Origin of the sequence: Microvirga subterranea, from assembly GCF_003350535.1 — a bacterium.
Lineage (GTDB): Bacteria > Pseudomonadota > Alphaproteobacteria > Rhizobiales > Beijerinckiaceae > Microvirga > Microvirga subterranea.
Genome location: NZ_QQBB01000003.1, coordinates 110,791 through 129,065 on the forward strand (window position 1 = coordinate 110,791; position 18,275 = coordinate 129,065).

The following is an 18,275-nucleotide window of genomic DNA, read 5'->3' on the forward strand; positions in this document are numbered from 1 at the left end:
ACCTGAGAAAGGCCCACTATGCCTCTCTACGAGCATATCTTTCTGGCTCGCCAGGACGTGACGTCCCAGCAGGTCGAAACGATGGTCGACACGTACAAGGACGTCATTCAGCAGAATGGCGGCACCGTCGAGAAGACCGAGATGTGGGGCGTGAAGTCCCTCGCCTACCGCATCAAGAAGAACCGCAAGGCGCATTTCACGATGTTCAACGTCAACGCCCCCGCTCAGGCGGTGGCCGAGATGGAGCGTCAGATGCGCATCAACGAAGACATCCTTCGTTTCATGACCATCCGCGTCGACGAGCTCGAGACCGAGCCGTCCGTGATGATGCAGAAGCGCGACCGCGACGAGCGCAAGGACCGCGAGCGCCGCGAGCGCGACGGTGATGCTCCCGCGTTCGGCGGCAGCGAAGGCGAGGAGGCTTAATCATGGCATTTGGTGCTGGTGGCGCCGGCGGTGGCCGTCGTCCGTTCTTCCGCCGTCGCAAGACCTGCCCGTTCTCGGGCCCGAACGCGCCGAAGATCGACTACAAGGACACGAAGCTCCTGTCCCGCTACATCTCGGAGCGCGGCAAGATCGTTCCTTCGCGCATCACGGCCGTGTCGGCCAAGAAGCAGCGTGAGCTCGCCCAGGCGATCAAGCGCGCCCGCTTCCTGGGCCTGCTGCCCTACGTGATCCGCTAAAGACCTCGACGGGCCGCGCACGGTGTGCGGCCCGTCAATCCCCTTTGAAGTCGCCCGTCGGTGTGAACCCGCCGGGTCAGTTGGGGCCGGAGGCCCCTAACCCTGCGAAGAGCAGCGGGACAGCGAGACCATGAATTTTGTTGTTACAGGCATAGGCGCGGGCCTCGTTTCGGCCCTTCTGACGGCAGTGGTCCTCAAGGCGACTCCGCTTGCGGCCGTCCTGTACCTGCTCGCCCCCATCCCGGTCCTGATCGTCTCCCTCGGCTGGAACCACCGGTCCGGCCTGGTCGCGGCCGTCGTGGGCGGCCTGGCGATCGCCGTCTTCCTGTCGCCCCTGAGCGGCCTCGGATTCGCGCTGGTCACCGCCCTGCCCGCCTGGTGGCTCGCCTACCTCTCCCTGCTGGGACGTCCCAACCCGGACGGGACGATGGAATGGTATCCGCTCGGGCGCCTGCTGGCCTGGGTCGCCGGAACCGCGGCGCTGACCATCTTCGCCACCGCGATCATCTCGACAGGAGGCGACTTCGACGCTTTCCACGAGAACGCCCGCGAGATTTCCCAGGCCTTCGTGAACCTGCAGTTCCCGCCCTCCGAGAGCGGCTTCGACGCCGAGGACCGCGAGGCGGTCATCGACCTCTTCGCCCGGGCGACACCCTTCCTGTCGGCCCAGGGGTTCACGGCGGCGCTCGCCCTCTACCTCTGGACCGCCGGCAAGATCGTGTCGATCTCGAAGCGCCTGCCGCGTCCCTGGCCGGCGGTCTGCGAGCTGATGATGCCGCGCACCGTCGTCATCGCCCTCGCCGTCGCCGTCGTGCTCGCCAGCATCGGCGGCTTCATCGGCGTGTTCGGCTTCGCCCTGGCGGGCGCCATGTTCATGGCCTTTGCCCTCCAGGGGCTGGCGGCCGTCCACGACCGCACCCGCGGCAAGTCGGGCCGCGGCTTCCTGCTCGCCGGGCTCTACGTCCTGATCTTCATGACCCAGGGCACGCTCCTCGTCGCCGCGGCCCTGCTCGGCCTCGCCGACACCCTATTCGGCCTCCGCTACCGGTTCGGATCCGGCAAGGCGGGTCCGAAGCAACCACCCACCCTTTCCCCCTGATCACGAACGTCAAAGGAGAAAACCGATGGAAGTGATCCTTCTCGAGCGCGTCGCAAAGCTCGGACAGATGGGCGAGACCGTGAAGGTCCGTCCCGGCTACGCCCGCAACTACCTCCTGGCCCGCGGCAAGGCGCTGCGCGCCACCAAGGGCAACAAGGAGCACTTCGAGGCTCAGCGCGCCCAGCTCGAGGCCCGCAACCTCGAGCGCCGCAAGGAAGCCGAAGCCGTCGGCGAGAAGCTGGACGGCCAGAGCTTCACGATCATCCGCCAGGCCGGCGAGACGGGCGTCCTCTACGGATCGGTCTCGACCCGCGACCTCGCCGAGATCATGACCGCCGGCGGCTTCACGGTCGACCGCAACCAGATCGTCCTCAACCTGCCGATCAAGACCCTGGGCCTGCACACCGTTCCGGTGTCGCTGCACCCGGAGGTCGAGGTGAAGGTGACGATCAACGTCGCCCGCAGCCCGGAAGAGGCTGAGCGTCAGGCTCGCGGCGAGCAGGTCACCACCCGCGAGGAGACCAACCTCGACGATCTCGGCCTCGAGGTCGGCGCCGCGCTGGCGGAGGCCGGCGACGTCGAGCTCTAATCGGCCACGGTTGTTAGAGTTCACGTTTTGTTCTAAACTGGCGCTCTCCGTCGATTCGACGGGGAGCGCCTTTTCGTTGGCGGAGCCGCCCGTTCTCGAGTCAAGCGGCCTCACCTGACGCCAAGGCAGGAGATGTGAGTATCGAGGACAGTGAGGACAATCGGACTGGATGGGAGGCAAGTCTTCATCTGTGTCTGACCGGTCACCTTCGGGCAACCAAATCCGGCTAAAGAGGTCTTTTACCCCTTCCCTCGTTTTCGGAGCGCCAGATGGCCACCGCCAACGCCCTGATCGCCCGCATTGAGGCCGCCGAGCCGCAATTCCGCTCGCCGCCGAGCAACATCGATGCCGAGCAGGCCCTCCTGGGCGCGATCCTGGTCAACAACGACGCCTATTACCGCGTCTCCGACTTCCTTCTGCCCGAGCATTTCATCGAGGATCTTCACCGGCGGATCTACGAGGTCGCGACCGACCTCATCAAGGCCGGCAAGGTCGCCACGCCCATCACCATGAAGACCTTCCTGGGCGACCAGGATCTCGGCGGCGTGACGCCCTACCAGTACCTCGTCCGACTCGCGGGCGAGGCGACGACCGTCATCAACGCCGAGCATTACGGCCGCACCGTCTATGACCTCGCCGTCCGCCGCAAGCTCATCAGCCTCGGCGAGGACCTGGTCAATGCGGCTTACGATTCGCCGGTAGACAGCGCGCCGCGCGACCAGATCGAGGAGGCGGAACGCCGCCTCTACGAGCTGGCCGAGACGGGCCGCTACGACGGCGGCTTCCAGCGCTTCTCCGACGCGCTCACCCAGGCCATCGACATGGCGGCCGCGGCATACAAGCGCGAGGGCAAGCTCTCCGGCATCTCGACCGGACTCATCGACCTCGACCGGACCCTCGGCGGCCTGCAGCGCTCCGACCTGGTGATCCTCGCGGGCCGTCCCGCCATGGGCAAGACCTCGCTCGTCACCAACATCGCCTTCAACATCGCCAAGGCCTATCAGGCCGAGAAGCAGCAGGACGGCAATCTGAAGACCGTCAACGGCGGCATCGTCGGCTTCTTCTCGCTCGAAATGTCGGCCGAGCAGCTTGCGACCCGTATCATCGCCGAGCAGTCGGGCGTCGCCTCCTACAAGATCCGCCGCGGCGACATGCGCGAGGACGACTTCTACAAGATCACCGAAGCCGCCCGCGAAATGCAGTCGATCCCGTTCTACATCGACCAGACCGGCGGCATCTCCATCGCCCAGCTCGCCGCCCGCGCCCGCCGCCTCAAGCGCCAGCGCGGTCTCGACGTGCTGATCGTCGACTATCTCCAGCTTCTCTCCGCCTCGGCCAAGAAGGGCGAGAACCGCGTGCAGGAGCTGACCGAGATCACCACCGGCCTCAAGGCTCTCGCCAAGGAGCTCGAGGTCCCGCTGATCGCCCTGTCCCAGCTCTCCCGTCAGGTGGAGGCCCGCGACGACAAGCGGCCGCAGCTCGCGGACCTGCGCGAATCGGGCTCGATCGAGCAGGACGCCGACGTGGTCATGTTCGTTTACCGCGAGGAGTACTATCTGAAGAACAAGGAGCCGAAACCCGGCACCGAAGAGTACTTCAAGTGGCAGGCTGAAATGGACCAGGTCCACGGCAAGGCGGAGGTCATCATCGGCAAGCAGCGTCACGGTCCCACGGGCACCGTGCAGCTCGCCTTCCAGGCCGATATCACCCGCTTCACCGACCTGGCGGACGAAGACAAACTTCCCGAACGGATGGGCGATTGACCAAGCTGAACTCCCGAATCGAAACGACCGGCCGCATCCCAGACGAGGCGGCCGGCGGTCTCCTTCACATCGACCTCGACGCGCTGGCGGCGAACTGGCGCGCCCTGCGCGACAGCGCGGGCGGCGCGGAAACGGCCGCGGTCGTCAAGGCGAACGCCTACGGCACCGGCATCGAGCAGGCCGTCCCGGCCCTTCTCCGGGCGGGCTGCCGCACCTTCTTCGTGGCTCACCTGAGCGAGGCGATCCGCGCCCGCGCTGTGGCGCCGGACGCCACGATCTACGTGCTGAACGGGCTTCTGACCGGCACCGGCCCGACCTACGCTGAGCACGACCTGCGACCGGTCCTCGGCTCCCGGGATGAGATCGAGGAATGGGCCGCCTTCTCCCGCGCCCAGGGCTCCCGCCTGAGGGCCGCGATCCACGTCGACACCGGCATGAACCGGCTCGGCCTCACGGTTTCGGAGAGCCTGGAGCTCGGCGGCCGGGACGTGCTGCGGGATTTCGAGCCCGCCCTGCTCATGAGCCATTTCGTCGGCGCGGAGGAGAGCGAGAATCCCCTCAACACCCGTCAGATCGATGCCTTCCGGGCGGTCCGTCAAGCGCTGCCGGGCATTCCCGCGTCGCTGGCCAATTCCTCCGGCATCTATCTGGCTCAGAAGCCGCATTTCGATCTCGTGCGACCGGGCTACGCCCTCTACGGCGGCAACCCGACGCCCGATCAAGCCAATCCGATGCGCCCAGTCGTCGGGCTGGAGGGCCGCATCGTCCAGCTGCGCTGGGTCGAGGCGGACGAGACCGTCGGCTACAACGGCCGCTGGACCGCCACGAGCCGCCGCCGCATCGCCACCATCTCGGTCGGCTATGCGGACGGTTATCCGCGCTCGGCGAGCGCCCGCGGCCACAGCGGGGAGACGCTCCTCGCCGGCATGGCGCTGGTCGCCGGCCGCCCCTGCCCCTTTGCGGGCACCGTCTCCATGGACCTGATCACGATCGACGTGACCGAAGCGGCCGACCAGGTGAAGCGCGGCGACTCGGTCACGCTGATCGGCGGCGACCTGACGGTGGACGAGGTCGGCCGCCGGGCCGGCACGATCGGCTACGAGATCCTGACCAACCTGCGCGCCCGCTACGCCCGCACCTATCGCGGGGGCGAAGGCTGATGGCGAAGCGTCAGCCCTCCTTCGCCTGCCAGAGCTGCGGCGCCGTCTACAACCGTTGGAAAGGCAAGTGCGAGGCCTGCGGCGGGTGGAACACCATCGCCGAGGAAACGGGCTCGGCCAATCCCATGGTCGGGCCGGCCGCGACGCGCCCCTCCCGCGCCAAGGGGCGGGTCTTCCCGCTCGAGGGCCTGTCGGGCGACACAAAGGAGGCGCCCCGCACCCCGTCCGGAATCGCAGAGCTCGACCGGGTCACGGGCGGCGGCTTCGTGAACGGCTCGATCATCCTCCTCGGCGGCGACCCCGGCATCGGCAAGTCGACCCTGCTGATGCAGGCCTCGGCGGCACTCGCCAACCGCGGGCACCGCGTCGCCTACATCTCGGGCGAGGAGGCGGTGGCGCAGGTGCGCCTGCGGGCCGAACGGCTCGGCCTCGGCCAGGCGCCGGTGGAGCTCGCCTCCGAGACCAACGTGGAGGACATCGTCGCGACCCTCTCGCAGGGGCCCCGTCCCGCGCTCGCCATCATCGACTCGATCCAGACCATGTGGACCGAGACGGTGGAATCCGCTCCCGGCACGGTGACCCAGGTGCGCGGCAGCGCCCAGGCCCTGATCCGCTTCGCCAAGACCACGGGCACGGCCGTGATCCTGGTCGGCCACGTGACCAAGGACGGCCAGATCGCCGGACCGCGCGTCGTCGAGCACATGGTCGACGCGGTGGTCTCCTTCGAGGGCGATACCGGGCACCATTTCCGGATCCTCCGGGCCGTGAAGAACCGCTTCGGCCCGACCGACGAGATCGGCGTCTTCGAGATGTCAGACCGGGGCCTGCGCGAGGTCCCCAACCCGTCCGAGCTGTTCCTGGCGGGCCGCGACCTCGCGACGCCGGGGACCGCCGTCTTCGCCGGCATGGAGGGAACCCGCCCGCTCCTCGTGGAAATCCAGGCTCTCGTGGCGCCCTCCTCCCTCGGCACGCCCCGCCGCGCGGTCGTTGGCTGGGACCAGAACCGCCTTTCGATGGTGCTGGCCGTGCTGGAAGCCCATGGCGGCCTGAAGCTCGGCATGCACGACGTGTATCTGAACGTCGCAGGCGGCCTGCGGATCAGCGAGCCCGCCGCGGATCTCGCCGCCGCCGCGGCGCTGATTTCGTCCCTCTCGGGCTCGCCCCTGCCGCCCGACACGGTCTATTTCGGCGAAATGGGCCTCTCGGGAGCCATTCGGCCGGTCGCCCAGGAGCAGGCCCGCCTGAAGGAGGCGGCCAAGCTCGGCTTCTCCAATGCGGTCTCGCCCGCCCCGAGAGTGGAGAAGAACGGCAAGGAGCGCCTGCCCCTGCCGGCTTCGTCGATCGGCCACATCACGGACCTCGTGGCGGGGATCGCCGCACGCCGTCGGAAGGCGTCCTAACGTCGGCGCAATGTGATTCTTCGGCAACAGGATCAGCCATTCGGCCTAGTTGACATATAGTTACATTCGGGTTTGTTGGAATAAGCCTAAACTACCCGCTATGATTACTTCCTAGTGGTTAGTTCCTGGGGAAACCCGGGATTTTCGAACCTATTCCAGGGGACCCAGCATGGCTGATCCGACGATCACTCTCTCTGCAAGCTCTATTGCCGAAAACCTCCAGGACCGCACTCTCATCGGAGTGCTCTCCGTCGCAAACGGGGCAAATGGAGAGACGTTCACATATAGCCTCACTGGCAGCCTGAGCGATCGTTTCGAGATCGTGGGCAATCAGCTTTTCGCGAAGGCCGGCTACCCGTTCGACTTCGAGGCCATGAGCAGCCTCGACATCACGATCTCTGCGGAGAGCAACACCACTGGTGGAACGGACGTCGCGGACAAGTCCTTCCGGCTCAGTGTCACGGACGTCAACGAAGCGCCGACCGACATCCTGCTGTCGAAGGCGATCGTATCGGAGACCGCCAAGGCCGGGACCGAGATCGGGCTTCTGACCGCTGTCGATCCGGATCGTCCGGAAGTCTCTGCAGCGGTGATGCCGACGTTCACTCTGCTGGACAACGCCGGCGGTCGCTTCCAGATCGTCGACGGCAAGCTGGTCGTAGCCGAAGGCGCCACCTTCGACTTCGAAACGGCACCCTCGCTCCAGATCAAGGTCAAGGTCACGGATGCAGGCAGCCTGAACTTCGAGAAGACGCTGACGATCAACGTCACCGACGTCAGCGAGATCGGCGGCTCCTCGCGCAACGAAAAGCTCAAGGGCACAGAGAGCGCGGACGTCATCAACGGCGGCGCAGGCAACGACTGGATCTGGGGACTGGGCGGTGACGATGTCATCAACGGCGGCGCCGGCAAGGACATCCTCTACGGCGGAGCCGGCGCGGACACCTTCGTGTTCGACACGCCCTTCAAGAAGGGCCATTTCGACCAGATCCGCGACTTCAAGTCCGGCGAGGACAAGATCCAGTTCGACCTAAACGCCCTGAAGTCGTTCAAGGTCAAGGCCGGAAAGAGCGATCTCCTCGCTTTCGGAAAGAAGGGCGGCAAGCCGGACGACAAGGGTGGAAAGCCCGACAAGGGCGGCAAGCCGGAGAAGAAGTCCTCGGTCGGGCTCGACAAGGTCTTCAAGGAAGGCAAGCTGGAGAAGAAGTTCTTCACCATCGGCACCACGTCCAAGGATGGGAACGACTTCGTCGTCTACAACAAGAAGAACGGCACCGTTTACCTCGATGTCGACGGCTCCGGCAGCGCCAAGCCGATCGAGATCCTCAAGGTGAAGCCCGGCACCACCGTCCTCTTCGACGACTTCCTGTTCATCTGAGCGGGAACTCCGCAGCAATGTCAGGAAAGGCCCCGGAGACGGCTCTCCGGGGCCTTTCTCGTTTGTGGTGCGGGACTGCGCCATCCTCCGGCCACAGATGTCGTTGCGAAATCCAGGCCGTTTCCGGCCACCAGCGCCTGTACGACTCCAAGGGTGACGAATGGAATTCTTGAGGGTATACAGCCCAGGCCTTGAACCCGCGAAGGCGGCTCCCACCCTGTTTTGTGCGTTAGGCTTGGCTCATGCCCTTTTCTGTTTTGGACCTGGTCGTCCTCGGCGTCGTTCTGATCTCGGCCCTCCTGGCTGCCGTGCGCGGCTTCACGCGTGAAGTGCTGGCGATCGTCGCCTGGGCCGTGGCGGCCGCCGCTGCCTGGTACCTGCACCCGATGGCACTGCCCCTCGCGCAGCAATATATCAGCAGCAACACGGTGTCCCTGGTCGCGGCCATCGGCGGCATCTTCGTGGTGACCCTGATCATCGTGTCAATCATCACGGTGCAGATCTCCGATCTGATCCTCGATTCCCGCATCGGGGCGCTCGACCGCACCCTCGGCCTGTTCTTCGGCGCCGCCCGCGGCTTCCTGATCTGCGTGATCGGCTGGGCCTTCATGGGCTGGCTGCTCCAGGGCAAGAACCCTGACTGGGCGGCGACTTCCAAGACGCGGCCAGCCATGGAGAACACCCGCGACAGCATCATCGCGATGCTGCCGGAGAATGCCGAGGCCCTGATCCAGCGCCTGCGGGACAAGGGAGCTCCCGAGAACGAGCCGGCCGAGCCGGCGGAGCCCGATCCGCAGCGCGGCACCGCACCGGCGGCGCCCGCACCGGCCCAGCCTCCGCAGCGGCGCGGCTGATCCATTCGGCCCGCGCAAGCGGGGGCGGCATGAAGAGACATTGGCGATCGGCGTGGGAGTGAATACATAGCGCTCTCACGCCTTTGGTTTTGGCGTGCATCCAAGGACATGACGATGGCTGCTCAGTCTGAGACGTGGCAGGTTCTCCCGAAGCAGGTGAACCTCGACCTCGACGGCGATACCCTGCGCGAAGAATGCGGCGTCTTCGGCATCTACGGCCACCCGGATTCGGCGGCGATCACGGCGCTCGGGCTCCACGCCCTCCAGCACCGCGGCCAGGAGGCGGCGGGCATCGTCTCCTTCGACGGCCACGTCTTCCACCTGGAGCGCCGCCTCGGCCTCGTGGGCGACAGCTTCTCGGACCGCGCGACGATCGAGCGTCTCGAAGGCTTCTCGGCCATCGGCCACGTGCGCTACTCGACCACCGGCGAGACGGTCCTGCGCAACGTGCAGCCGCTCTTCGCCGAACTCGACGGCGGCGGCCTCGCGGTGGCCCATAACGGCAACCTGACGAACGGCCTGACCCTGCGCCGCAATCTCATCCGCGACGGTGCCATCTGCCAGTCCACCACGGACACGGAGGTGATCGTCCATCTGGTGGCCCGCAGCCGCCAGGACCGGGTCGTGGACCGCTTCGTCGAGGCGATCCAGAAGATCGAAGGCGCCTATGCGCTCGTGGCGCTCACCAACAAGAAGCTGATCGGCGCCCGCGACCCCTTCGGCATCCGCCCGCTGGTGCTGGGCGAGCTCGACGGCCGCTACATCCTGACCTCGGAGACCTGCGCCCTCGACATCATCGGCGCGCGCTTCATCCGCGACATCGAGAACGGCGAATGCGTCGTGATCTCGGACGAGGGCATCGAGTCGTTCCGCTTCGCCCCGAAGCAGCCGGCCCGCCCCTGCATCTTCGAGTACATCTACTTCGCCCGGCCTGATTCCATCGTGAACGGCCGCAGCGTCTATGCGGTGCGCAAGGGCATGGGCCACGAGCTCGCCATGGAGGCGCCCGCTGACGCCGACGTGGTCATCCCGGTGCCGGATTCCGGCGTCCCGGCCGCGCTGGGCTTCGCCCAGTCCTGCGGCCTGCCCTATGAGCTCGGCATCATCCGCAACCATTATGTGGGCCGCACCTTCATCCAGCCGACCCAGTCCGTGCGGGAGCTCGGCGTGCGTATGAAGCACTCGGCCAACCGCGCTGCCATCGAGGGCAAGCGCATCGTCCTGGTGGACGACAGCCTCGTGCGCGGCACCACATCGGTGAAGATCGTGCGCATGATGCGCGAGGCCGGCGCGAAGGAGGTTCACTTCCGCATCGCGAGCCCGCCGATCACGCATCCGGACTTCTACGGCATCGACACGCCCGAGAAGGAGAAGCTCCTCGCCGCCACACACGACCTCGAGCAGATGCGCAAGTACATCGGGGCGGATTCGCTCGCCTTTCTGTCCATCGAGGGCATCTACCGTGCCATGGGCGAGAAGGGCCGCAACGCCGCGCAGCCGCAGTTCACCGACCATTGCTTCACGGGCGACTACCCGACGCCGCTGACGGACCTGACCGTCGCGACGCCGCGCCGCCTCTCCCTCCTTGCCGAAGCCGACTGATCGATCATGCAGAAGCCTCTCTCGAACCGCGTCGCGGTGGTCACCGGCGCCTCGCGCGGCATCGGCCGCGCCGCCGCCCTCGCCCTCGCCGAAGCGGGTGCGCACATCGTCGCCCTCGCCCGCACGCAGGGCGCGCTCGAATCCCTCGACGACGAGATCCGCGCCATCGGCGGCTCGGCGACCCTCGTGCCGGTGAACCTCAAGGACCTTGAGGCCATCGACCGGCTCGGTGCCGCCATCTACGAGCGCTGGGGCAAGCTCGACATCCTGCTCGGCAATGCGGGCATCCTCGGGGAGCTGGCGCCGATCACCCATATCGACCAGCCGGTCTGGGACGAAGTGATGGCCATCAACGTGACGGCCAATTACCGGCTGCTGCGCTCCCTCGACCCGCTGCTGCGCGCCTCCGACGCGGGCCGCGCCATCTTCCTGACCTCGGGCGCCGCCCACAAATGCACGGCCTATTGGGGCGTCTACTCGATCTCGAAGGCTGCTCTCGAAGCCATGGTGCGCACCTACGCGGCCGAGACGGTCACGACGCCCGTCAAGGCGATGCTCGTGAGCCCCGGCCCCCTGCGCACCTCGATGCGCCGCGCCGCCATGCCGGGCGAGGACCCGCTCACCCTGAAGACCCCGGAGGAGCTTGCCCCGCACCTCGTGAAGCTCGCCCTTCCGAGCTGGCGCGAGACGGGAAAGATCTACGACTTCCCCCAGGGCGGAAAGCTCCTCACGCCGCAGATGCCGGCCTGAGCGTCCGGCACCGCTACCTCTTCCGACATGGCCGGCCTCGCGCCGGCCATGTTCGTTTCCGGACCGGCTTGCCTGCCTTCCCGCCCGGCGCTACCGTCCGGCCGTGCACCGTCGCACGTCCCTGGTGATCCCATGAGCCTCGAACTCTGGCTGGTCTACTGCGTCGCCGCCATCGGCCTGTCCCTGACGCCGGGGCCGAACGGGCTTTTGTCCCTCACCCACGGCGCATGTTTCGGCTTCCGGCCGACGATCTACACGGTGCTCGGCGGGGCGCTCGGCTTCTTCATCCTGATCGCGGCGTCCCTCGCCGGGATGGGCACGCTGCTGGCCGCCTCCGAGAAGGCCTTCACGATCGCGAAATGGATCGGCGCCGCCTACCTCGTCTATCTCGGCATTCGCGTCTGGCGCTCGCCGGCCCCGGCCATTTCGGTCGCGACGGCGGAGGCTGCACCCCGGGAGGCGCAGCGGCTGCGGATGTTCAACCAGGGTTTTCTGGTGGCGGTCTCGAACCCGAAGGCGCTGATCTTCTTCGCGGCCTTCCTGCCGCAGTTCATGGCGCCGGGCGTCTCCTTCCCGGTCCAGCTCGCCATCTTCGGCGGCACCTTCGTGGTGGTGGAGATCGTCTACGAGCTGCTGCTCGCGGTCATGGCCCAGCGCATCGCGCCCTGGCTCTCCCGCCACGGCCGATGGTTCAACCGGGCGGCAGGCGTGACCTTCGTGGGCATCGGCGCGGCCCTGACGACCGCAAGCCGCTGAGCCGCGACTATTTCCGTCCCTTGTCGAACGGGTTCTGGCCCGTGCGCAGCGACACGCGGATCGGCGTGCCCGGGAGGCTGAAGGCCTCGCGCAGGCCGTTCACCAGATAGCGCGTGTAGCTCTTCGGCAGGGCGTCGAGCTGGTTGCCGAAGATCGCGAAATGCGGCGGACGCGCCTTCACCTGGGTCATATAGCGAATCTTGATGCGACGGCCGGAAACCGCCGGGGGCGGGTTGGCCTCTATCGCCTCGCCGAGCCACTGGTTCAGCCTTGCGGTGGAGATGCGCGTGTTCCAGGTCTTGTAGACCTCGAACACGGCCTTCATGAGGGGATCGATGCCGTTGCCGGCGAGCCCGGAGACAGGCACCACCGGGGCGCCCCGCACCTGCGGCAGGAGGCGGGTGGCCTTCTCCTTCAGGTCCTTGAGCAGGCCCTGCTGGTCGGCGACGAGGTCCCACTTGTTGAGGCCGATCACGAGGGCGCGGCCCTCCTGCTCGACGAGATCAACGATGGAGAGGTCCTGCTTCTCGAACGGAATCGTGGCGTCGAGGAGCACGATCACGACCTCGGCGAACTGCACGGCGCGCAGGGCGTCCGCGACGGACAGCTTCTCGAGCTTGTCCTCGACCCGGGCGCGCTTGCGCAGGCCCGCCGTGTCGAAGAGCTTCACGGGCCGGCCGCGCCAGGACCAGTCGAGGGAGATGGAATCGCGGGTGATGCCGGCCTCGGGACCGGTCAGCAGACGCTCTTCGCCCACCATGCGGTTGATGAGGGTCGACTTGCCCGCGTTCGGGCGCCCGACGATGGCCACCTGGAGCGGCTTGCTCGGGTCGTCCTCGTCCTCCTCGTTTTCCTCGTCCGGTTCGGGGAAGAAGGGCATCAGCGCTTCGAACAGGTCGGCAAGCCCCTCGCCGTGCTCGGCCGAGAACGGAATCGGATCGCCCAGCCCTAGCGAGAACGCCTCGTAGGCGCCCGACAGCCCGGCGCCGCCCTCCGCCTTGTTTGCGATGAGGATGACGGGCTTGCCGGAGCGGCGCACCATCTCGGCGAAGGGACGGTCCGCGGGAAGGATGCCGACGCGGGCGTCGATGACGAAGAGGATGACGTCCGCGTCCTCGATGGCGGCCTCGGTCTGGGCGCGCATGCGGCCGAGGAGCGACTCCTCGGTCGCCTCCTCAAGGCCGGCCGTGTCGACGATGCGGAATTCGAGGTCGCCGAGCCTCGCGTTGCCCTCGCGGCGGTCGCGGGTCACGCCCGGCCGGTCGTCGACGAGCGCGAGCTTCTTGCCGACGAGGCGGTTGAACAGGGTCGACTTGCCGACATTCGGCCGCCCGACAATGGTGACGGTAGGCGTCATGTCTCCTGTCCCTTCCTTACTGCGTGACCTGAACGGCGCCGCCGGCGACGAGCGCGGTGTAGATGGAAAGCCGCTGGCGGAGGCTCTGCGGCGTCTCGCGATCGGCGGCGATCTGGTCGAACCAGCGGCCGGCATAATCCATGTCGCCGGCCTTCAGGCCGGACAGCCCGAGCAGCTCGCGGGCCGAGTGGCGCCAAGCGTTGGCCGGAACGGCGAGCCGCTCGAGGGCCGGACGCAGCGTCGCCGGATCCGCGCTATCGATGCGCAGCCAGGCGGCGCGAAGGCGGGCCAGGTCCTGCCAGAGCGGGTTCACGTTCGCGTCATTGGCGAGCGCGTCGTAGGCCGAGGCGCCGTTCTCGGCATTCTGGCGGCCCAACTCGGCTGCGAGGCGGAAGCGGGCCAGCAGGCCGTACCCCGTGCTGCCGTCCTTGGCGAGAGTCTCGAGGGCGGTTTCCGCCTCCTTGCTCTTCTCCTCGCGGGAGAGCTTCAGGGCGTCCTCGTACTGGGCTGCCGCGGCCTGGGACTGGGTCTGCTGATAGTGCTCCCAGTAGCGCCAGCCGCCGACCGCGGCCACGATGAGGATGGCGATGCCGATGATGACGCCGTTGTAGCGGTTCCAGATCTGGGTCAGCTGGTCGCGGCGATATTCCTCGTCGACCTCGCGGATGAACTCGTCGTTCGGAGCCATTACTCAATTCTCCGGCCGTGCGGCCGCCTCTCCTGCATCGAAGTGGGTCGCCTAGCATACAGCCCTCAGGAAGGCGAGAGGCTGATCCCGTCGCAGATTCATGAAAAGTGGGATCGCCCGGGCCCTGGAAAAGGCCCGGGTGCCGCCAGAACCACCAATCAGGCCCGGCCGGGCACGACCGGAACGCCGATCAGGAGCGGGTGGAGCCACACCACGAAGGCCACGTAGACGACCGTTCCGATCACCACGGCCAGGGCATCGTTGCGAAGCCCCGCCGGCGGCTCCAGGGGCGCCCCGTGCGGCTTGGCCTCGTCGCGGCGCTTGACGCTGATGCGGGCCACGACCGCCCAGGCCAGGATCGAGCCGAAGAGCAGGATGGAGCCGAGGTCCCCGTTGGCGAGAAGATGCGCCAGGGCCCAGACCTTCACGCCCGCGAGCATCGGGTGCTTGAGGGTCCGCTTGATGCGGCCGGGCAAGTAGGCGGCCACGAAGAAAACGAAGGCGAACCAGACGAGAAGGAGCGCCAAGTGGCGCGTCCAGACGGGCGGGTCCCAGACCGGGATGTAGCCCGCCTGCCGGTAATGGCCGTAGCCGATGGAGATCATGACGATTCCGGCCAGCGACAGGAGCGAATAAAGCCCTTTATAGCCGCCCTCCCCCAGCTTCATGATGACCGTGGCCCGCGGCTGGCGCGCCATGCTGAAGGAATGCGTGCCGAGAAAGACGATCAGGCCCAGTACAAGCAGCGTCACGGTGGCTCCTCAGATTCTCCGGTTCCTAGGAAACTATAGCCTTACCCGGTCTTCGGCACCATTCGGCGCTCACCATCCGCCCTAGATGGAGAACAGATGTCGGCCTGTCCCAGCGATAGCAAGTTTGTGACCTGCGGAAGGCCTTAGGCTGCCTAAACTTTTACCGCAGCGGTATCTTGCGGCACGAAAATTTCCTCGCTACTGACCCGATGCCGTAGATTAGACTAATGCGGCACTGGCGAGGCGGCCCCGGGTCCGCTAGGCAGGCTCTAACTTCTAACAACAATTTTTTCAGGGGGAAGACAGGTGGCAGCGCTCCTTCAGCTATCCCGCATCATCGACTCCATCAACGAGCGGGTCGGCAAGACCGCGGCCTGGGCCATCGTGATCGCGATCCTGGTCTCGGCCATCAACGCCATCATCCGGCGCATCTTCGGCGTGTCGTCGAACGCCTGGCTCGAGCTGCAATGGTACCTGTTCGGCGCGACCTTCATGCTCTGCGCCGCCTGGACCCTGAGGGTCAACGAGCACATCCGGATCGACATCATCTCGAACAGGCTGTCGAAGCGCGGCCGGGACCGGATCGACCTGATGGGGCACCTGCTCTTCCTGTTCCCCTTCGTGGCCCTGATGCTCTACCTCTCGTTCCCGTACTTCATCCGCTCCTACGAGTCGGGCGAGGTCTCGTCGAACGCCGGCGGCCTGCTGATCTGGCCCGCCAAGGGCCTCATCCTCCTCGGATTCATCTCCCTCGCGTTCCAGTGGTTGAGCGAGCTGATCAAGCGCATCGCGATCATGAAGGGCGACCTCGTCGACGAGCATGCCGCCGCCAGCCACCACAGCCCGGAGGCAGAGGCCGAGAGGTTGATCGCCGAGCTGGGCAATCCCAACGCCACGACGGGTGGCGAACCTCCGGGCGACGGCGTCCGCTGACGCGTCGCGCGCCCTGACCAAAGTTTTTCGGAGTTTCGTCCATGGCTGTGCTGATTGCCCAGAACCTCGCGCCGATCATGTTCGCGGCGCTCGTCGTCTTCCTTCTCCTCGGCTACCCGGTCGCCTTCTCCCTGGCGGCGAACGGCCTCCTGTTCTTCTTCGTCGCCGTCGAGCTCGCTCCCTACGCGCCCGAGACCATCAACCTGTCCTGGCCCCTGCTCCAGGCGCTGCCGGACCGCATCTACGGCACCATGTCGAACGAGGTGCTGCTGGCGATCCCGTTCTTCACCTTCATGGGCCTGATCCTCGAACGCTCGGGCATGGCGGAAGACCTGCTCGACACGATCGGCCAGCTTTTCGGCCCCGTACGCGGCGGCTTGGCCTTCGCGGTGATCTTCGTGGGCGCGCTTCTCGCAGCGACCACCGGCGTCGTGGCGGCGTCGGTCATCTCCATGGGCCTGATCTCGCTGCCGATCATGCTGCGCTACGGCTATGATCGCCGCCTCGCCTCGGGCGTGATCGCGGCCTCGGGCACGCTCGCCCAGATCATCCCGCCCTCCCTCGTTCTCATCGTCATGGCCGACCAGCTCGGCCGCTCGGTCGGCGACATGTACGAGGGCGCCTTCCTGCCCGGCCTCATCCTGTCGGGCCTTTACGCCGGCTTCGTCCTGCTGATGGCGGTCTTCTTCCCGAAATCGGCCCCGGGCCTGCCGCCGGAGGCGATCGGCTATCGCGAGCCGAACGGCTCTCGCGGCGTGTGGCAGCTCGGCATCCTGGTCGTCTTCTCCGGCCTCGTGGGCTATTACGTGATGTCCCAGACCGGCACGAAGGCCGGCGCGGATTTCGTGATCCTGACGATCTGCGTCGCCACCGTCGTCGCGCTGATCTGCGCCCTGATGAACAAGCTGCTCGGCGCCCGGCACATCGTCGCCTCCGCCGTGGTCACGGCGGTCTTCCTGGGGCTGTATGCCTATCTGAACCAGAACAACCACGAGAACTATGCCCTGACCATGGAGATGGTCGCGGCCGGCGCGATCTATTCGCTCATCGTCGGTGTGATCGAGCGCTTCACGGGCTTCCGCCTCATGTCCCGCATGGCCGAGCAGGTCACCTTCGTCATGGTGCCCCCGCTCCTGCTGATCTTCCTGGTGCTCGGCACGATCTTCATCGGCCTCGCCACCCCGACGGAAGGCGGCGCGATGGGCGCATTGGGCTCGGTGATCCTGGCCGCCATCAAGCGCAAGCTCGACAACAATCCGAACCGGTTCAACTTCACCATCGTGCGCCAGGCGACCGAGGCGACCGCGAAGCTCTCGGCCTTCGTGCTCTTCATCCTCATCGGCGCCCGCGTGTTCTCACTCACCTTCTACGGCGTGAACGGCCACGTGTGGGTGGAGCACCTCCTCACCTCGCTTCCCGGCGGACAGGTCGGCTTCCTGATCGTGGTGAACGTCCTGGTGTTCTTCCTGGCGTTCTTCCTCGACTTCTTCGAGCTCGCCTTCATCGTGGTGCCGCTCCTCGGCCCTGCGGCGGAGAAGCTCGGGATCGACCTGATCTGGTTCGGCGTGATCCTGGGCGTGAACATGCAGACCTCGTTCATGCACCCGCCCTTCGGCTTTGCCCTGTTCTTCCTGCGCTCGGTGGCGCCGAAAGTGCCGTATATCGACCGCGTGACGGGCAAGAAGATGGAGCCGGTCACCACGGGCCAGATCTACTGGGGCTCGGTGCCTTTCGTGATCATCCAGCTCATCATGGTGGCGATCGTCGTGCTCTTCCCGAACATCGTCATGCACTACAAGTCCGCCGGCCCGACCGTCGATCCGGCCGCGGTCCAGAAGAAGCTCGACGAGCTGCTGGTGCCCGGCCTCGGCGCCCCCGGCGAACCCGGCGGCCTCCCCGGCCTCAACTTCGACGAGCCGCCGAAGATCCAGTAACGGCGGTCTCGAGACCAAACAGAAAGGGCAGGTTCTCACGAACCTGCCCTTTGTCGTTCCGGGACGGAGCAATTGCCCTCTTGTCATTCCCGGCCGGAGGCGGCGATAGCAGCCGCAGGGGAAGTGAATCCATAGCGCTGCGCCTGTGGCTGAATCCTCTTCCCGCGCCTGCGTCGTGCCGGGGATGGCAAGGAAGAAGGTTGCCGCCTTTCGGACCCTACCGGACCGCCTCTTCGTATTGCTCCGGCTTGAATCCCACGACGAGGCGGCCGCCGAGGTCGAGGACGGGGCGCTTGATCATAGAGGGCTGGTCGAGCATGAGCGCAAGGGCCTTGCGCTCGTCGAGGCCGGTCTTCTGGTCGTCCGGCAGCTTGCGGAAGGTTGTGCCCGCACGGTTGAGCAGCGTCTCCCAGCCGACATCCTGCGCCCAGGCTTCGAGCCGCGGGCGGTCGATCCCTTCGGCCTTGTAGTCGTGGAAGGCGTAAGGAACGCCCCTGGCGTCGAGCCAGGCGCGCGCCTTCTTCATCGTGTCGCAGTTCTTGATGCCGTAGATCGTCACGGACGGCTTCGAGGACAT

Annotated in this window: 18 protein-coding genes; 14 read left to right on the forward strand and 4 right to left on the reverse strand. The window is 66.6% G+C overall.

Going from position 1 to position 18,275, the window contains the following annotated elements; genetic code table 11:
• Positions 1–18: 18 nt before the first annotated feature.
• From rpsF to DES45_RS08680, 12 genes are all read left to right on the forward strand, one after another.
• The gene (gene rpsF, locus DES45_RS08625) at positions 19–426 is read left to right on the forward strand and encodes a 30S ribosomal protein S6 (RefSeq protein ID WP_114769590.1); all 408 of its coding nucleotides are present in this window, start codon (positions 19–21) and stop codon (positions 424–426) included.
• 2 nt (positions 427–428) lie between these two features.
• A complete protein-coding gene (rpsR, locus tag DES45_RS08630) occupies positions 429–683 on the forward strand; it encodes a 30S ribosomal protein S18 (RefSeq protein ID WP_114769591.1) in 255 nt (84 codons plus the stop codon).
• Between the two features lie 130 nt (positions 684–813).
• Positions 814–1,782: a DUF2232 domain-containing protein gene (locus DES45_RS08635; protein ID WP_114769592.1), complete on the forward strand. Its 969-nt coding sequence runs from the start codon at positions 814–816 to the stop codon at positions 1,780–1,782.
• A gap of 25 nt (positions 1,783–1,807) precedes the next feature.
• Positions 1,808–2,371, forward strand: a complete 564-nt coding sequence (gene rplI / locus DES45_RS08640; RefSeq protein WP_114769593.1) for a 50S ribosomal protein L9 — start codon at positions 1,808–1,810, stop codon at positions 2,369–2,371.
• 269 nt (positions 2,372–2,640) lie between these two features.
• Positions 2,641–4,134 carry a replicative DNA helicase gene (locus DES45_RS08645; protein ID WP_114769594.1) on the forward strand — a complete coding sequence of 498 codons (1,494 nt, stop codon included), beginning with the start codon at positions 2,641–2,643 and terminating at the stop codon, positions 4,132–4,134.
• Positions 4,131–5,294: an alanine racemase gene (gene alr, locus DES45_RS08650; RefSeq protein ID WP_114769595.1), complete on the forward strand. Its 1,164-nt coding sequence runs from the start codon at positions 4,131–4,133 to the stop codon at positions 5,292–5,294. The genes DES45_RS08645 and alr overlap by 4 nt, the downstream gene beginning before the upstream one ends.
• Positions 5,294–6,694 (forward strand): DNA repair protein RadA, encoded by a 1,401-nt coding sequence (radA, locus tag DES45_RS08655; RefSeq protein ID WP_114769596.1) that lies wholly within the window; start codon positions 5,294–5,296, stop codon positions 6,692–6,694. The genes alr and radA overlap by 1 nt, the downstream gene beginning before the upstream one ends.
• A gap of 169 nt (positions 6,695–6,863) precedes the next feature.
• Entirely contained in the window at positions 6,864–8,072 is a 1,209-nt protein-coding gene (locus DES45_RS08660; RefSeq protein WP_114769597.1) for a M10 family metallopeptidase C-terminal domain-containing protein, read from the forward strand.
• Positions 8,073–8,314: 242 nt separating this feature from the next.
• Positions 8,315–8,926: a CvpA family protein gene (locus DES45_RS08665; protein WP_114769598.1), complete on the forward strand. Its 612-nt coding sequence runs from the start codon at positions 8,315–8,317 to the stop codon at positions 8,924–8,926.
• 114 nt (positions 8,927–9,040) lie between these two features.
• A complete protein-coding gene (gene purF, locus DES45_RS08670; protein ID WP_114769965.1) occupies positions 9,041–10,528 on the forward strand; it encodes an amidophosphoribosyltransferase in 1,488 nt (495 codons plus the stop codon).
• A 6-nt stretch (positions 10,529–10,534) separates the two neighbouring features.
• Positions 10,535–11,278, forward strand: a complete 744-nt coding sequence (locus DES45_RS08675; protein WP_114769599.1) for an SDR family NAD(P)-dependent oxidoreductase — start codon at positions 10,535–10,537, stop codon at positions 11,276–11,278.
• 132 nt (positions 11,279–11,410) lie between these two features.
• A complete protein-coding gene (locus DES45_RS08680) occupies positions 11,411–12,034 on the forward strand; it encodes a LysE family translocator (RefSeq protein WP_114769600.1) in 624 nt (207 codons plus the stop codon).
• 7 nt (positions 12,035–12,041) lie between these two features.
• Here the strand turns inward: DES45_RS08680 and der are convergent, their stop codons facing one another.
• The 3 genes from der to DES45_RS08695 all read right to left on the reverse strand — a co-directional run bounded on the left by der (position 12,042) and on the right by DES45_RS08695 (position 14,831).
• Positions 12,042–13,391: a ribosome biogenesis GTPase Der gene (gene der, locus DES45_RS08685; RefSeq protein WP_114769601.1), complete on the reverse strand. Its 1,350-nt coding sequence runs from the start codon at positions 13,389–13,391 to the stop codon at positions 12,042–12,044.
• A gap of 16 nt (positions 13,392–13,407) precedes the next feature.
• Entirely contained in the window at positions 13,408–14,079 is a 672-nt protein-coding gene (locus DES45_RS08690) for a tetratricopeptide repeat protein (RefSeq protein WP_114769602.1), read from the reverse strand.
• A 158-nt stretch (positions 14,080–14,237) separates the two neighbouring features.
• Positions 14,238–14,831, reverse strand: coding sequence for an NnrU family protein (locus DES45_RS08695; protein WP_114769603.1), 594 nt, complete (start codon positions 14,829–14,831; stop codon positions 14,238–14,240).
• Positions 14,832–15,137: 306 nt separating this feature from the next.
• On the opposite strand from DES45_RS08695, the gene DES45_RS08700 reads away from it, so the two are divergent.
• Together DES45_RS08700 and DES45_RS08705 are read left to right on the forward strand one after the other, a co-directional pair.
• Positions 15,138–15,764 carry a TRAP transporter small permease subunit gene (locus DES45_RS08700; protein WP_114769604.1) on the forward strand — a complete coding sequence of 209 codons (627 nt, stop codon included), beginning with the start codon at positions 15,138–15,140 and terminating at the stop codon, positions 15,762–15,764.
• 41 nt (positions 15,765–15,805) lie between these two features.
• Positions 15,806–17,698, forward strand: coding sequence for a TRAP transporter large permease (locus tag DES45_RS08705; RefSeq protein WP_114769605.1), 1,893 nt, complete (start codon positions 15,806–15,808; stop codon positions 17,696–17,698).
• 217 nt (positions 17,699–17,915) lie between these two features.
• Here the strand turns inward: DES45_RS08705 and DES45_RS08710 are convergent, their stop codons facing one another.
• The gene (locus DES45_RS08710) at positions 17,916–18,275 is read right to left on the reverse strand and encodes an ArsC family reductase (RefSeq protein WP_114769606.1); all 360 of its coding nucleotides are present in this window, start codon (positions 18,273–18,275) and stop codon (positions 17,916–17,918) included.

Coding starts and splice junctions, on each gene's coding strand:
- rpsF (WP_114769590.1), top strand. CDS start 19: ATGCCTCTCTACGAGCATATCTTTCTGGCTCGCCAGGACGTGACGTCC.
- rpsR (WP_114769591.1), top strand. CDS start 429: ATGGCATTTGGTGCTGGTGGCGCCGGCGGTGGCCGTCGTCCGTTCTTC.
- DES45_RS08635 (WP_114769592.1), top strand. CDS start 814: ATGAATTTTGTTGTTACAGGCATAGGCGCGGGCCTCGTTTCGGCCCTT.
- rplI (WP_114769593.1), top strand. CDS start 1,808: ATGGAAGTGATCCTTCTCGAGCGCGTCGCAAAGCTCGGACAGATGGGC.
- DES45_RS08645 (WP_114769594.1), top strand. CDS start 2,641: ATGGCCACCGCCAACGCCCTGATCGCCCGCATTGAGGCCGCCGAGCCG.
- radA (WP_114769596.1), top strand. CDS start 5,294: ATGGCGAAGCGTCAGCCCTCCTTCGCCTGCCAGAGCTGCGGCGCCGTC.
- DES45_RS08660 (WP_114769597.1), top strand. CDS start 6,864: ATGGCTGATCCGACGATCACTCTCTCTGCAAGCTCTATTGCCGAAAAC.
- DES45_RS08665 (WP_114769598.1), top strand. CDS start 8,315: ATGCCCTTTTCTGTTTTGGACCTGGTCGTCCTCGGCGTCGTTCTGATC.
- purF (WP_114769965.1), top strand. CDS start 9,041: ATGGCTGCTCAGTCTGAGACGTGGCAGGTTCTCCCGAAGCAGGTGAAC.
- DES45_RS08675 (WP_114769599.1), top strand. CDS start 10,535: ATGCAGAAGCCTCTCTCGAACCGCGTCGCGGTGGTCACCGGCGCCTCG.
- DES45_RS08680 (WP_114769600.1), top strand. CDS start 11,411: ATGAGCCTCGAACTCTGGCTGGTCTACTGCGTCGCCGCCATCGGCCTG.
- der (WP_114769601.1), bottom strand. CDS start 13,391: ATGACGCCTACCGTCACCATTGTCGGGCGGCCGAATGTCGGCAAGTCG.
- DES45_RS08690 (WP_114769602.1), bottom strand. CDS start 14,079: ATGGCTCCGAACGACGAGTTCATCCGCGAGGTCGACGAGGAATATCGC.
- DES45_RS08705 (WP_114769605.1), top strand. CDS start 15,806: ATGGCTGTGCTGATTGCCCAGAACCTCGCGCCGATCATGTTCGCGGCG.
- DES45_RS08710 (WP_114769606.1), bottom strand. CDS start 18,275: ATGTCCTCGAAGCCGTCCGTGACGATCTACGGCATCAAGAACTGCGAC.